The 14,456-nt window shown below is 75.1% G+C and carries 11 protein-coding genes; 3 read left to right on the forward strand and 8 right to left on the reverse strand.

The window, feature by feature from the left end:
* Positions 1-322: 322 nt before the first annotated feature.
* Positions 323-1,132, reverse strand: a complete 810-nt coding sequence (gene proC, locus EES43_RS12220; RefSeq protein WP_124268760.1) for a pyrroline-5-carboxylate reductase — start codon at positions 1,130-1,132, stop codon at positions 323-325.
* A 293-nt stretch (positions 1,133-1,425) separates the two neighbouring features.
* On the opposite strand from proC, the gene EES43_RS12225 reads away from it, so the two are divergent.
* The gene (locus EES43_RS12225) at positions 1,426-2,964 is read left to right on the forward strand and encodes a SulP family inorganic anion transporter (RefSeq protein ID WP_241192390.1); all 1,539 of its coding nucleotides are present in this window, start codon (positions 1,426-1,428) and stop codon (positions 2,962-2,964) included.
* On the opposite strand, the gene EES43_RS12230 is transcribed toward EES43_RS12225, so the two are convergent.
* The 3 genes from EES43_RS12230 to EES43_RS12240 form a co-directional block, all read right to left on the reverse strand.
* Positions 2,931-3,809 (reverse strand): class I SAM-dependent methyltransferase, encoded by an 879-nt coding sequence (locus tag EES43_RS12230; RefSeq protein WP_124268761.1) that lies wholly within the window; start codon positions 3,807-3,809, stop codon positions 2,931-2,933. The genes EES43_RS12225 and EES43_RS12230 overlap by 34 nt on opposite strands.
* Positions 3,810-3,870: 61 nt before the next feature.
* Positions 3,871-4,404 carry a hypothetical protein gene (locus EES43_RS12235; protein WP_124271936.1) on the reverse strand — a complete coding sequence of 178 codons (534 nt, stop codon included), beginning with the start codon at positions 4,402-4,404 and terminating at the stop codon, positions 3,871-3,873.
* Between the two features lie 124 nt (positions 4,405-4,528).
* Positions 4,529-4,876: an SH3 domain-containing protein gene (locus EES43_RS12240; RefSeq protein ID WP_124268762.1), complete on the reverse strand. Its 348-nt coding sequence runs from the start codon at positions 4,874-4,876 to the stop codon at positions 4,529-4,531.
* A gap of 134 nt (positions 4,877-5,010) precedes the next feature.
* Here EES43_RS12240 and EES43_RS12245 point away from each other — a divergent pair, with 134 nt between their 5' ends.
* Entirely contained in the window at positions 5,011-7,137 is a 2,127-nt protein-coding gene (locus EES43_RS12245; RefSeq protein WP_124271937.1) for a protein kinase domain-containing protein, read from the forward strand.
* A 183-nt stretch (positions 7,138-7,320) separates the two neighbouring features.
* Here EES43_RS12245 and ilvD read toward each other — a convergent pair whose 3' ends face one another.
* The 3 genes from ilvD to EES43_RS12260 all read right to left on the reverse strand — a co-directional run bounded on the left by ilvD (position 7,321) and on the right by EES43_RS12260 (position 11,252).
* On the reverse strand, positions 7,321-9,171 hold the full coding sequence (gene ilvD, locus EES43_RS12250; protein ID WP_124268763.1) for a dihydroxy-acid dehydratase: 1,851 nt from the start codon (positions 9,169-9,171) through the stop codon (positions 7,321-7,323).
* Between the two features lie 162 nt (positions 9,172-9,333).
* Entirely contained in the window at positions 9,334-10,179 is an 846-nt protein-coding gene (locus EES43_RS12255) for a sugar phosphate isomerase/epimerase family protein (RefSeq protein ID WP_206430182.1), read from the reverse strand.
* Positions 10,180-10,301: 122 nt separating this feature from the next.
* Positions 10,302-11,252 carry a Ppx/GppA family phosphatase gene (locus EES43_RS12260; RefSeq protein ID WP_124268765.1) on the reverse strand — a complete coding sequence of 317 codons (951 nt, stop codon included), beginning with the start codon at positions 11,250-11,252 and terminating at the stop codon, positions 10,302-10,304.
* Between the two features lie 273 nt (positions 11,253-11,525).
* Here EES43_RS12260 and EES43_RS12265 point away from each other — a divergent pair, with 273 nt between their 5' ends.
* Positions 11,526-12,380: a hypothetical protein gene (locus tag EES43_RS12265; protein ID WP_124268766.1), complete on the forward strand. Its 855-nt coding sequence runs from the start codon at positions 11,526-11,528 to the stop codon at positions 12,378-12,380.
* A gap of 10 nt (positions 12,381-12,390) precedes the next feature.
* Here EES43_RS12265 and EES43_RS12270 read toward each other — a convergent pair whose 3' ends face one another.
* Entirely contained in the window at positions 12,391-14,409 is a 2,019-nt protein-coding gene (locus tag EES43_RS12270; protein WP_206430040.1) for a hypothetical protein, read from the reverse strand.
* Positions 14,410-14,456 lie beyond the last annotated feature (47 nt).

The following is a 14,456-nucleotide window of genomic DNA, read 5'->3' on the forward strand; positions in this document are numbered from 1 at the left end:
ATCCCTTCGGGCCTGATTCCCAGTCAGCGGGGCTTGTCATCCCGGCCGTTGGGCCGTTCCGACGAGTGAGACTTTAGCGGAATCCTGGGCCCCGACGCTAATCGGGGCGCGTCCGTTCGAACGCGGATTCCTCATTTCGCGAATGCGCACGAAAAAGCATGCGACACCAGGTCGCGGGCTTGTCATGGTTACTGCGGAATGGCTGTCCGGGGACCGACCGGGGTCGGCGCTCACGTCGGACAACTCGGAGCACACTACGGATCTGCCCGGGGAGTGTCAACCTCGGCCCCGGCGCCACCCGGGGCCGGACGTGAGCGGCCGGTCAGCCGTTGCCGGAGGCCAGCTCGCGGCTGCGGTCGCGGGCCGCTTCCAGGGCCGCGATGAGGGCGGCCCGTACGCCGTGGTTCTCCAGTTCGCGGATGGCGCTGATGGTCGTGCCGGCCGGGCTGGTGACGGCCTCCCGGAGCTTGACCGGGTGCTCCCCGCTGTCCCGGAGCATCACGGACGCGCCCACGGCGGCCTGGACGATGAGGTCGTGGGCCTGGGCTCGCGGCAGGCCGAGCAGGATGCCCGCGTCGGTCATCGCCTCCACGAGGAAGTAGAAGTAGGCCGGTCCCGAGCCGGAGAGGGCCGTGGCCGCGTCCTGCTGCGACTCCGGGACGCGCAGGGTCTTGCCGACGCCGCCGAAGATCTCCTCCGCGGTGGCGAGGTGGGCGGCGGTGGCGTGGCCGCCCGCCGAGATGACGGACATGCCCTCGTCGACGAGGACCGGGGTGTTGGGCATGACCCGGACCACCGGGGTGCGCTCGGCGAGCCGTTCCTCGATGAACGCGGTCGTGATGCCGGCGGCGGCGCTGATCACCAGGCGTTCGGCGGTGACGTGCGGCGCCAGTTCGTCCAGGAGCGTGCCCATGTCCTGCGGCTTGACCGCGAGGATGAGGATGTCGGCGTTCTTGGCGGCCTCGGCGTTGGTGACGGACTCGACCCCGTACCGGGTGCGCAGTTCCCGGGCCCGGTCGCCGCGGCGGGTGGTCACCAGGAGGTGGGCCGGGCGCCAGCCCCCCCGGATCATGCCGCTGAGGAGCGCCTCGCCGATCTTGCCGGTGCCGAGGACTGCGACTGTCTGGGTCATGCGTTCACCCTCCGGGCGGTGCTCGGGATCTGGGGTTCTGTTGCGGGCCGTCTTCTTCCCGCCATCCTCGCATCGGGGTCCTCGTGCCGTACGGCGGCGTTCCACCCCGTCAAGAGGGCGGGGAGTGCGGGGGCGCGGTGGGACGACGGGCGTGAACGGAAGGGAACGTTCCAGGTATTCCGCTCCTCCGTGCTTCCGCGTCCGCCAACCGGGGGCCGGATCGCCGCCCATGGCCGGTTCCGCCAAAGGACAATGATTTTCACTGTCCCCGCGGTGCCGGAGGTGTCCCTCTCGTGCGTGGCTTCCCCGTGTTTCCGACGTCGTCCTCGTTCCTCCCGGCGTTCTCGGCGTACCGCGCCGATATCGCCGCCTCCCTCGTCGTCTTCCTGGTCGCGCTCCCGCTCTGCGTGGGTGTGGCCGTCGCCTCCGGCGTACCGGCCGAACTGGGGCTGATCACCGGCATCGTCGGCGGAGTGCTCGTCGGGACCCTGCCGGGCAGCAGCCTCCAGGTCAGCGGGCCCGCCGCCGGGCTCACCGTGCTCGTCTTCGAGGCCGTCCAGCGGTACGGGGCCGACGCCCTCGGGGTTCTCGTGCTGGGCGCCGGGGCGGTCCAGGTCGCGCTGGGCGTGCTGCGGCTCGGACGGTGGTTCCGGGCCGTCTCGGTGGCCGTGGTGCAGGGCATGCTCGCCGGTATCGGGCTCGTCCTGATGGCCGGTCAGGTGTACGTGCTCGCCGGGGCGGACATGCCCGCCGCGATAGCCGGGAAGCTCGCCGGGCTGGGCGGGCTGCTGACCGGTGCGGACGTGTCGGCGCAGGCCCTCGCGGTGGGGGCGGGGACGGTCGCGGTGCTGGTCCTGTGGCCGAGGTGGCGGCGGGCGGCGCGGGTGCTGCCCGCGCCGCTGGTGGCGGTCGGGCTGGCGGCCGGCGCGACGGCCCTGTTCGCGCTGCCGGTGGCCCGGGTCCGGGTGAGCGGGCTGCTCGACGCCGTACGGCCGCCGGGTGGCGAGGACTGGGCGCTCTTCGTCGACCTGGGGTTCGTCGGCACGGTTCTGGCGTTCGCGCTGATCGCCTCGGCGGAGTCGCTGTTCAGCGCGGCGGCCGTGGACCGGATGCACGCGGGCAGGCGTACGGACTACGACAAGGAGCTGATCGCCCAGGGCGCGGGCAACACGGTGTGCGGGGCGCTGGGCGCCCTGCCGATGACCGCCGTGATCGTGCGCAGCGCGGCCAACGTCGGCGCGGGGGCCCGGACCAAGGCGTCCCGGGTGCTGCACGGGGTGTGGCTGCTGCTCTTCGTGGTCGCGCTGCCCGGCGCGCTCGAGGTGATTCCGGTGGCGGCGCTGGCCGGTGTGCTGGTGCACGCGGGCTTCAAGCTCGTTCCGCTGCGGGCGCTGGCCCGGCTGTGGCGCGGGCACCGGGGTGAGGCGGTGGTCCTGGTGGCCACGGCGGTGACGGTGGTCGCGACGAGCCTGTTCGAAGGGGTGCTGGCGGGGCTGCTGCTGGCCGTCGCGAAGACCGCGTGGGACGTGAGCCACGTCCAGGTGGAGGTGACGGAGGGCGACCCGTCCCGGGCGCGCGGGGGCAGGCTGCTCGTACGGGTGACGGGGAACGCGACCTTCCTGCGGCTGCCGAAACTGCTGGACGCGCTGGACGCGCTGCCGGCCGACCGCCCGGTCGAGCTGGACCTGAGCGGGCTGCGCCACACCGACCACGCCTGCGCCGCAGAACTGGCGGGGTGGACGGCCCTGCGCGAGGCGCGGCAGGCCGCCGCCGGGGGCGGGCCGCCCGGGGAGGACGGTCAGCGGACGGCGACGCTCAACTCCACCACGTAACGCTCCTCGACCGTGCCGTCCGGGAAGGCGGCCAGCAGCCACGCGCGTTCCTCGGCGAGGATGGCGCGGGCCCGCTCCTCTCCCGCGCCGCCCGCGGACTCGCCGGCCAGGAACACGGAGTGGGTGGCCAGGTTGGCCAGGTGGTCGTCGATCCCGATCCGGCGCGACCACGGCAGCAGCCTGTGGACGAAGGCGTCGGCCCACGGCCCGGGCAGTGCGCCCAGCTGCGCGCCGGCCCGGACGGGCGCGCCGTGCGCGCCGTGCGCGGACGTGCCCAGGCGGTTGTGGAGCCGGGCGCCCTGCTCCGCGATCCAGTCGAGGGAGTGGTCGAAGACGTTCCACCACAGGGCCAGCGCGCCGCCGGGGCGCAGCACGCGGTACGCCTCGGGCAGCGAGCGTTCCGGGTCCGTCCAGTGCCAGGACTGCGCGTAGGTGATCAGGTCGGCGGAGGCGGAGGCGAGCGGGAGGCGGTTGCCGTCGCCGCGGACGACCGGGACGTGCGGGAGGCCGCGACGCAGTTCGGCCGCCATGCCGGGGCCCGGTTCGACGGCGAGGACGCGGGCCCCGCGGGCGTCGAGGAGCCGGGTGGCGATGCCGGTGCCCGCGCCGACGTCGATCGCGCGCGCCCCGTGCAGGGGGCGGCCGGACAGTTCCTGGACCGCGTCGAGCAGGGCCGGCGGGTAGCCGGGGCGCGCGGCGGCGTACTCGGCGGCGGCCCGGTCGAAGGAGAGGGCGCGGGGCGCGGCGGCGGGCCGCGCGGGCGCCCGGCGGTCGGCCGGCCGTCGTGGGGACGGCTCCCGGTCGAGCGGCCGGCGGTCGAGCGGCCGGCGGTCGGGTGAGGTCACGGGGCGCTTCTCCTGGTGGGCGTCGTGGCGAACATGCCGGGCTCCCGGCCCCCGTCCGGGGTCAGGAGCGCCTGGAGCGCTTGGGGCCCTTGCGGGCGGCCGGGTTGCCGGTACGGGTGGCGCGACGCTTCTCGTACTGGGCGCGGGCGGTCTCGTACTCGGTGCGGCGCAGCTTCTCGCCCGGGGCCTCCTGGAGCGAGCGGACGAAGTACGCGAGCAGCGAGCCGATGAACCCGATCGACGTGAGGCCGCGCAGGGAGTCCTCGCGGGCCGGGTCCGCCGGGCGCGCGCCGAACCCCTCCCAGGTCCTGCGGAAGGCGATGGCGCTGCACACGGCGAACATCACGATGACCAGCAGCCCGACGAATCCGCCGACGTCGGCGATCTCCAGGCCCTGGTAGGCGAAGCGCAGCACGAAGCAGGCGGCCACGGCCGCGGCGAGCGAGCCGGCCGCCGCGGCGACGCGGCGCAGCCCGTAGCCGCCGTCGCGCGCGACCCAGGTCGTGCCGAAGAAGCGGATCGGCTCGGGCTGCGGGCCGGGCGTCGTGGGCGTGCTCCCGGCGGTGTTCGCTCCGGGGGACGGGTCCGGGGACAGGTCTGCGGGTGCTCCGCTGTTCTCGCTCACGGAGTCGATTATCCCCGGGGCGCGGCGAGTGTCCCCGGGGCGCGTCGAGCTGTTCCCGGCGCACGTCGAGTATTCCCGGGGCGCGTCGGGCCGGTCAGTCGCAGCGCGGGGCGATGTAGCCGTCGCTGCCCGTGTCGACATAGGCGTCCGCGACGAACTGGCCGTTGGCGATGTTGTCCCAGAGGTTCGACGTGCCGTAGGGGCCGGCGACGCGCTCCCCCGGCTTCTGGCAGTAGACCGGGATCCGCTGCCCGTACGGCAGGGTCCGCACGATCCGGTAGGCGGTGCCGGGGCCCGTGCGGACGTTGACCCGGTATCCCGGGGCGATCGGGTACGTGGCGCCCTTGGCCGACGGCGCCCCGGCGATCGCCGGGGCGTCCGCTCCGTCCCGCCCCGGCGGCGTGCCGGCCGGTGGCTCCGCGGTGTGCCCGTCAACGCCCATGAGCGCCTCCCCCGTACGAAATCCGTGTACGCGGGCGCGTACGACGCGCAGGCTAACAAGCCCCGTGCCTCTCGTACGCACCATCGACTAGGCTCCGTGCGTCGCGCTTGCGCACGGACACACGGGGGTGGGCGATGCCGCCGCTGCGAGGGGCCGGGACGTATCCGGAAGCGGAGTTTCCGGAGTACGCCGGCGCCTACCGCCTTGAGGCCCGCCTCGGCTCCGGCGGCATGGGCACCGTCCATCTGGCGCGCTCCGCCTCGGGGATGCAGCTCGCGGTCAAGGTCGTGCACGCGCCGCACGCGGCGGACAGCGAGTTCAGGGCCCGGTTCCGGCAGGAGGTGGCGGCGGCCCGGCGGGTGAGCGGGGCGTTCACCGCGCCGGTCGTCGACGCGGACCCGGAGGCCGTGCGGCCGTGGATGGCCACCCTCTACGTCCCCGGGCCGACGCTCGCCGAGCAGGTGAAGCGGAACGGGCCGATGGCCCCCGCCGAGCTGCGCAGGCTGACCACGGGGCTGGCCGAGGCGCTGCGGGACATCCACCGGGCCGGGGTGATCCACCGGGATCTGAAGCCGAGCAACGTGCTGCTCACCGACGCGGGCCCGAAGGTGATCGACTTCGGCATCTCGCGCCCGTACGACAGTGATCTGCGCACCGAGACGGGCAAGCTGATCGGCTCGCCGCCCTATATGGCCCCCGAGCAGTTCCAGCGTCCGCGCGAGGTCGGGCCGGCCGCAGACGTGTTCGCGCTGGGGGCGGTGCTCGTCCACGCGGCTACGGGCCGGGGTCCGTTCGACTCGGACAGCCCGTACGTCGTGGCGTACCAGGTGGTGCACGACGAGCCGGATCTGGGCGGAGTGCCGGAGGACCTGGCTCCGCTGGTGGCCCGGTGCCTGGCGAAGGACCCCGGGGAGCGGCCGACGCCGGACGAGGTGATGGCGGCGCTGCTGCCGCCGTCGTACGCGGCCGACGCGTTCCTGCCGGCCCCGCGCCGCCCGGCGGCCGTCGCGGCGGTGGAGCGGCAGGGATCGCCGGACGTCGCGCGCCCGCGGGCCGGGGCCCGGCGCGGGCGGCTGGTCGTGGCGGCGGCGGTGCTCGTGCTGGCGGCGGGCGCGGGGGCGTTCGCCGCGTGGGGCGGTGCGCCGGGCGGCAAGCGGGCCGGGGCGGGCGGTACGGGCGCGGAGCCCGAGCGGCCCGGGGGTTTCCCGCCGTGGAGCACCGGTCTGCGCGGGTCGGGCGGCGGGACGCCGGTCTGCGCCTCGGCGGGGGCCGGCTCGGCGCTGTACTGCGCGGCGGCCGGGACCGGCACGGCGCGGATCGACCCGGCGGACGGGCGCGTGCTGTGGACGGACCGGAACACCTCGTCCGGGACCGCCGCAGCCCCCGTCGTCTCGGGCACGGTGGTGCTGGGCGCGGGCCCGGACGGGAAGCTGCGCGCGTTCGACCCGGTACGGGGCACGGTGGTGCGGGACACCGGGCTCCCGGCGGGCCCCGACGGCGTGTTCCCGGCGGGCGACGTCCTGCTCGCCGTCGCGGACGGCGGCACGGTGACGGCGCTGGACGGCGCGAGCGGCGCGGCGCGCTGGAAGCGCGCGGTCCCCGGGCACGGGCGGCCCGACTTCGCCCTCTACGACGGGGACGCGCGGCTGGCCTACGCCTTCGAGCACTCGCCCACCGGTTCGTCCACGCTGGTCACCGCCGTGGAGGCGTCGAGCGGCCGGACGGCCTGGCAGCGGCGGCTGGACGGGATGCTGACCCCGGTCGGCACGGCCGGGGCCGGGGAGCTGGTGCTGACCTCGATGGACGCGGACTCGCGGATCTTCGCCCTCGTCCGGTACGCCCCGGCGACCCGGGCGGTCAGCCGGATCGCGCTGCCCTTCCGGATGGACGAGCCGCAGGTGGCCGTGGCCGAGGACGCGGCGTATCTGCTGGGCCGGGGCGGTTCGCTGCTCGGCGTCGACACGGCGGCGGGCGGCGGGAAGGCGGAGCTGTGGCGGCTGGAGACCGGCGTCGGGCGGGCCTCGGCGCCGGTGCTGGGCGAGGGCGGGCGGCTGTACTTCTCCGCCGCGGACGGCCGGCTGCTGGCGGTGGACACGGAGCGCGGGGCGCTGCTGGGGCAGACCCGTGCGCGGCTGACCGGCGGGAAGCTCGCCTACGCCTCGCGGCTGCCCGCTCCCGTGACGGCGGGGCGGGCGGTCGTGGGCACGGCTCCCGACGGGTCGGTCTTCGCGGTGGACGGCGAGGACCCGGCCGGCTGGTGACGGGCGGGCCGGAAGGCGAGGGGCCCGGCTCGTGACGGCCGGATAGGCAGAGCCCGGCTCGTGACGGCCGGGTAGGCAAAGCCCGGTTGGTGACGGCAGAGCCCGGTTGGTGGCGGCAGAGCCCGCCCGGTTGGTGGCGGCAGAGCCCGCCCGGTTGGTGGCGGCCGGGCCCTGCCGTCGCCGTCAGCCGAGCTGGGAGACGTCGCGGACCGCGCCCCGGTCCGCGCTGGTCGCCATCGCCGCGTACGCGCGCAGGGAGGCGGAGACCTTGCGTTCGCGGGCCTTGGGCGCGTACACGCCGTTCAGGGCCTCGCGGCGGGCGGTCAGTTCGGCGTCGTCGACCAGCAGCTCGATGGAGCGGCCGGGGATGTCGATCCGGATGCGGTCGCCGTCCTGGACGAGTGCGATCGTGCCGCCGGCCGCCGCCTCGGGCGAGGCGTGGCCGATGGAGAGGCCGGAGGTGCCGCCGGAGAAGCGGCCGTCGGTGACCAGGGCGCAGGCCTTGCCCAGGCCCCGGCCCTTGAGGAAGGAGGTGGGGTAGAGCATCTCCTGCATACCGGGGCCGCCGCGCGGGCCCTCGTAGCGGATGACGACGACGTCGCCCTCCTTGATCTCCTTGCGGAGGATCTTGTCGACGGCCTCCTCCTGCGATTCGCAGACGACGGCCGGGCCCTCGAAGGTCCAGATCGACTCGTCGACGCCGGCCGTCTTCACGACGCAGCCGTCCACGGCGAGGTTGCCCTTGAGGACGGCGAGGCCGCCGTCCTTGGAGTAGGCGTGCTCGACGTCGCGGATGCAGCCGCCCGCCGCGTCCAGGTCGAGGGTGTCCCAGCGCTCGGACTGCGAGAAGGCGGTGGCGGAGCGGACGCAGCCGGGGGCGGCGTGCCACAGCTCGACGGCCTCGGGGGACGGGGAGCCGCCGCGCACGTCCCAGGTCTTGAGCCACTCGGCGAGCGTGTCGGAGTGCACGGAGTGGACGTTCTCGTCGAGCAGGCCGCCGCGGTGCAGTTCACCGAGGAGGGCGGGGATGCCGCCGGCCCGGTGGACGTCCTCCATGTAGTACGTGCCGCCGGGGGCGACGTTCGGAGCGACCTTGGACAGGCACGGGACGCGGCGCGAGACCTCGTTGATGTCGTCCAGGCCGTACGCCAGCTCGGCCTCCTGGGCGGCGGCGAGGAGGTGGAGGATCGTGTTGGTGGAGCCGCCCATCGCGATGTCCAGCGCCATGGCGTTGTCGAACGCGGCGCGGGTGCCGATGGAGCGGGGCAGGACCGTCTCGTCGTCCTGCTCGTAGTAGCGCTTGGTGATCTCGACGACCGTGCGGCCGGCCTCCTGGTACAGCGCCTTGCGGGCGGTGTGGGTGGCGAGGACGGAGCCGTTGCCGGGGAGGGAGAGGCCGAGGACCTCGGTCAGGCAGTTCATCGAGTTGGCGGTGAACATGCCCGAACAGCTGCCGCAGGTGGGGCAGGCGTTCTCCTCGATGCGCAGGATGTCCTCGTCGGAGACGTTCTCGTCGACCGCGTCGCTGATCGCGTTGATCAGGTCGAGCTTGCGGACGGTGCCGTCGACCAGCGTGGCCTTGCCGGCCTCCATCGGGCCGCCGGAGACGAAGACCGTCGGGATGTTGAGGCGCATGGCGGCCATCAGCATGCCGGGGGTGATCTTGTCGCAGTTCGAGATGCAGATCAGCGCGTCCGCGCAGTGGGCCTCGACCATGTACTCGACGGAGTCGGCGATCAGGTCGCGCGAGGGCAGGCTGTAGAGCATGCCGCCGTGGCCCATCGCGATGCCGTCGTCGACGGCGATCGTGTTGAACTCGCGCGGCACCGCGCCCGCCGCCTGGATGGCCTCGGAGACGATCCGGCCGACCGGGGCGAGGTGCGTGTGGCCGGGCACGAACTCGGTGAACGAGTTGGCCACCGCGATGATCGGCTTGCCGATGTCCTCGCTCGCTACGCCCGAGGCGCGCATCAGGGCGCGGGCGCCCGCCATGTTGCGGCCGTGGGTGACTGTGCGGGACCTCAGGTGCGGCATCGCGGATCGCTCCTTCGACAGAAAAGGACTGTCTTCGAGCGTACGCCCCGAATCCAAGATCTGGACAGGCTGTCCGGATCGCGGGATGCCGTGCTCGCTGGGTGGGCACGCCGGGACGAGGCGGACCCTGCCGCGGCCCTCGCCCGTCACAGGGCAGGGGCCCTAGGCGGAGGGCCGGGAGCCGGAGGAGGGCCGGGCGGCCGGGGAGGGCCGGGCGGCGGAGGCGAGGTGGAGGCGGGTGAAGGCCAGCGCCTCCGCGAGGTCGGCCTCGCGTTCGGCGGAGGACATCGCGCGCCGGGTGTTGACCTCGATGACGACGTGGCCGTCGAAGGACGTACGGGCCAGGCGCTCCAGCAGTTCGGCGCACGGCTGGTCGCCCCGGCCGGGCACCAGGTGCTCGTCCTTGGCCGACCCCCGGCCGTCGGCGAGGTGGACGTGGGCCAGCCGGTCGCCCATCCGCTCCACCATGGCGAGCCCGTCGGTGCGGGCGGTCGCGGTGTGCGAGAGGTCGACCGTGAAGTGCCGGTAGTCGTCGTTGGTGACGTCCCAGTCCGGGGCGTACGCGAGCATCTCGCGGTCCCGGTAGCGCCACGGGTACATGTTCTCCACGGCGAACCGCACGTCCGTCTCGCCCGCCATCCGCCAGATCCCGGACACGAAGTCCCGGGCGTAGTTGCGCTGCCACCGGAAGGGCGGGTGGACGACGACGGTGGACGCGCCGAGCTTCTCGGCGGCGGCCCTGGCCCGCTGGAGCTTCACCCACGGGTCGGTGGACCAGACCCGCTGGGTGATCAGGAGGCAGGGGGCGTGCACCGCGAGTATCGGCACCCGGTGGTAGTCCGAGAGGCGGCGCAGCGCGTCGATGTCCTGGCTGACGGGGTCGGTCCAGACCATGACCTCGACGCCGTCGTACCCCAGGCGCGCGGCGATCTCGAAGGCCGTCGCGGTGGACTCGGGATAGACCGAGGCCGTAGACAGGGCGACCTTCGCATCGGGAATGCGCACCACGGGTTCTGCCACTGGGACAGCCTACGGGCAGCGGTGCGCAGCGCCGAGGGCTCCCGGCCGAAAGTGAGAAGGGCCATGGACGCCGCTCACCCCTCCGGGGCTGCCCGCTCCGGAGGGAGGTCTCACCCCTCCAGGGCCGCCTGCTCCGCCGGGAGGTGGTCGAGGCGGCGCAGGATGACGCCCTCGCGCAGCGCCCACGGGCAGATCTCCAGCTCCTCCACGCCGAACAGGTCCATCGCCCCCTCGGCCACGAGCGCCCCGGCGAGCAGCTGGGCGGCCCGGCCCTCGGACACGCCGGGCAGCCGGCCACGCTCCTCGACGGTCATCGCCGCGAGCTTGGGCACCCAGTCCTCCAGCGCCTTGCGCGTGAGGGAGCGCTGGACGTACAGCCCCTCGGTGGAGCGGGCCGCGCCCGCGATCCTGGCGAGCTGCTTGAACGTCTTGGAGGTGGCGACCACGTGGTCGGGGCGGCCGGCCCGGGCGAACTCGCCGACCGTCCGCGCAATGCCGGCCCGCACATGCCGGCGCAACGCCCGTACCTGTTCGGGGGAGGCGAGGCCGCCCGGCAGCCAGGCGGCGGTGAGACGGCCCGCGCCCAGCGGCAGCGACACCGCCGTGTCCGGCTCCTCGTCGATGCCGGCCGCGATCTCCAGGGAGCCGCCGCCGATGTCCAGGACCAGCAGCTTCCCGGCCGACCAGCCGAACCAGCGCCGGGCCGCGAGGAAGGTGAGGCGCGCCTCCTCCTCGCCGCTGAGCACGGCGAGGTCGACGCCGGTCCCGACCCGTACGCGTTCCAGGACGACGTCCGCGTTGGTGGCTTCGCGCACCGCGGAGGTCGCGAAGGCGAGCACGTCCTCGCACCCCTTGTCCTCGGCGGCCTGGACCGCGCCGGCGATCGTCGCGACGAGCCGGTCCACGCCGTGCTGGCCGACGGCTCCGTCCGGGTCGAGGAGTTCGGCCAGACGGAGTTCCGCCTTGTGCGAGTGCGCGGGCAGCGGACGCGCGCCGGGATGGGCGTCGACCACCAGCAGATGAACCGTGTTCGAACCCACGTCGAGGACTCCGAGTCTCATACCGGAACGCTACTGCGCCCCCGATCCGGGCCGACCGGCGGCCGGGGGTGGCAGAAGGAGCAGGGCGGGCGCGCGGTCGCGGGAGGGTGGCCGGAGGCGGCGCGTGACGGTGGAGGCGGGCGGGGCGGGCGTCGGGGAGGGGCGGTTTCGGCGCGGACGCGGCCAACCTCTTCGCCGCGGATGCGCCGGGCCCGGCGGACCTCTTCGCCGCGGATGCGCCGGGCCCGGCCGGGACGCCGCCCGTCGGCGGCCGGTCGGACTTACTCTGGGCGCGTGCCAAAGACGAAAAAGGCGAAGCCGGGCAAAGCCACGAAGAAGCAGAAGACGGACCGGGAGGCGACTGGATCTCAGGCCGCGGGGTCGGACCCGTCCGACGAGAAGGGCATCGACTTCGCGCGGGCCTGGGTGGAGTTCCCCGATCCCGCCGACGACGAGCAGGTCTTCCGGTGCGATCTGACCTGGCTGACCTCCCGGTGGACCTGCATCTTCGGCAGCGGCTGCCAGGGCATCCAGGCGGGCCGCGCGGACGACGGATGCTGCACGCTCGGTGCGCACTTCTCCGACGAGGACGACGAGAAGCGCGTCGCGGAGAACGTGGCGCGGCTCACACCGGAGCTGTGGCAGTTCCACGACGTCGGCACGGAGACCGGCTGGGTCGGCGTCGACGAGGACGGCGAACGCCAGACGCGCCGCTGGGAGGGCTCCTGCATCTTCCAGAACCGGCCGGGGTTCGCCGCGGGCGCGGGCTGCTCGCTGCACATCCTGGCGCTGCGGGAGGGCAAGGAGCCCCTGGAGACGAAGCCGGACGTGTGCTGGCAGCTGCCGGTGCGGCGGACGTACAACTGGATCGACCGGCCCGACGACACGCGGGTCCTCCAGGTGACGATCGGTGAGTACGACCGCCGGGGCTGGGGTCCGGGCGGCCACGACCTGCACTGGTGGTGCACCTCGGCGACCTCGGCGCACGGCGCGGGCGAGCCGGTGTACGTGTCCTACCGCCCGGAGCTGACCGAGCTGATGGGCAAGGAGGGTTACGACCGGCTGGTCGAGCTGTGCGAGGAGCGGCTGTCGTCGCTGCTGCCGATGGCCCCGCACCCGGCCGACCCGCCGCTCGCGCGCGAGCGCTGACGCCGGGGGCTCACCCCGTGGGGGCGGGCGCGGTCGGGTCCGAGGAGCCCGGCGGCGGGTCCGAGGGGCCCGGATCGGTCGGGCCCGGGTCCGTGGGGCCGGGGTCGGTCGGGCCCGGATCGGTCGGGCCGGGGTCCGTGGGGCCCGGATCGGTCGGGCCCGGGTCCGTCGGGCCGGGATCGGTCGGGCCGGGGTCCGTGGGACCGGGATCGGTCGGGCCCGGATCCGTGGGGCCGGGATCGGTCGGGCCCGGGTCGGTCGGATGGGGGTACGTGGGGCGCGGGGGCGTCGGTCCGGGGCGGGTGGGCCGGTCCGGTCCGCCGGTGGGCGGCCGGGCGGCGCCGTGCCCGTCGATGACCACGGCGGACCCCGAGGGCGACGGCGTGATGCGGGCCGTCCACGGTCCGGTCGGCTCGACGGCGTGGTCCACCGAGACCAGGACGGTGACGCTCGCCCCGGCGGCGAGCGTGCCGGAGGTGCGGCTGAGGATGAGCCACGGCGCGTCCGCGACGGCCGTCCACCGGACCGGCCCCCGGTCGGGCGCGGTGAGGGTGATCACCGTGATGGCTCCGGCGGTCCGGGCGGCGACGGTGAGCAGCCCCGCGCCCCGGGCGCCCCCGACGTCCACGACCTCGGCGGTGACGTCGTCCGGACGGCCGCCGGGCCGGGCGCTGCCCGCCTTCTGGTACGGGTCGCGGGCCTCCCCCGTGCCGTCCTCCGTGGCGGTGACGGAGGAGCCGTCATGGCCCTCGCCGGTCTGCGGAGCTCCCCGGTACGCGGCCCACAGGGCGATCACCGGGGCGGCGACCACGGTCGCGACCACCGTCGTCGTCACGACGCGGGCCCGCAGCCGGTCCCGGCGGGCGGCGTGGTCCTTGGGGTCCAGCGGATAGCCGGTGCGGCCGAAGCGCGGGGCCGGGGGCCGGGAGCGGCGGGCCTGGGCCAGGGCGACGTACACGGAGGGCCGGGGGGCCTCGACGACCGGCAGCGCGGAGGCCGGGGCGACCGCGGCCCCGGGCCAGGGCCCGGCGGCGTCGACCCGCTCGGCGGCGCGGCGGCAGCGGGGGCAGTCGTCGACGTGCCGGACCAGTTCGCGGCGCAGCGTGGTGGAGAGCAGCATCCGGTGGTCGCCGGTGAGCCGGACGACGGCCGGGCAGCCGCCGCTCTCGACGACGGCGAGGGCGGCACGGGTGCGCTCCACCTCGCAGGCAGCGGCGGCCAGCAACTCCCGGGCGGCGACCGGTTCCAGGCCGAGGACGGAGGCGACGGCGCGCGGGGTGAGCCGGTGGCGCACGGCCAGTTCGAGGGCTTCGCGCTGCTCCGGGGTGGTGCCGGCGGCCTCGGGCCAGGCGAGCTGGGCGAGTTCCCGGCGGTGCGCCTCGGCGGCGGGGGTCTCGGAGGCGGCCGGGACGACGGCCTCCTCGGGCGTCGCGGGCGGGGCGGGCCGTACGGGCAGGGGTACGGACCGGGCGGCGACGTTCGGGTGGGCGGCGGCGGCGGTGGCATGGGGAGCGGTCGCGGAGCGCCGTCCGCCCGGGGCGCCTCCCGGCGTGCGGCGGCGGGCGCGCGCCCCCTGCGGGGCGGGGGCCTCGGCCGGCTCGGGCGGCCGGGGCTGGTGGGCCGACGCCGTCGGCCCGGAGGGGCGCGCCGCGTCGGAGGGCCGCGCCGGCGCGGACGTCCTGCGGTGGGCCTGGCGGCCCCGGCGGCGCTCGGTGAGGGCGCGCAGGCACGTCCACCGGGCCAGGGCGTACAACCAGGATTGACGTTCCTCCTCGGGCGCGGGGCAGCGCGTGTGCTGCCGGTCCGCGATCGCCAGGACCGTGCCCAGCGCCTCGGTGGCGTCGTCGTGGTCGCAGAGCACGGAGAGGCAGTAGGTGAACAGGCCGTCGAGGTACGGCTCGTAACGTGCGGACGGACGCTGTGCGGAGGCGTGCGGTGCTCGTCGATGCGCCCGGTGTGCGCCGGTGGTGTGCCTGGGTGTCTCCAGCCTGCTGCTCGTCACCCGGCGACCGTAGGCAACGGAGTGCATTCCCTTAATGGCCCTTGAGCACATTTAATCCTTACGGGTGAACGTAT

Origin of the sequence: Streptomyces sp. ADI96-02 (assembly GCF_003846185.1) — a bacterium.
Taxonomy (GTDB): Bacteria; Actinomycetota; Actinomycetes; order Streptomycetales; family Streptomycetaceae; genus Streptomyces.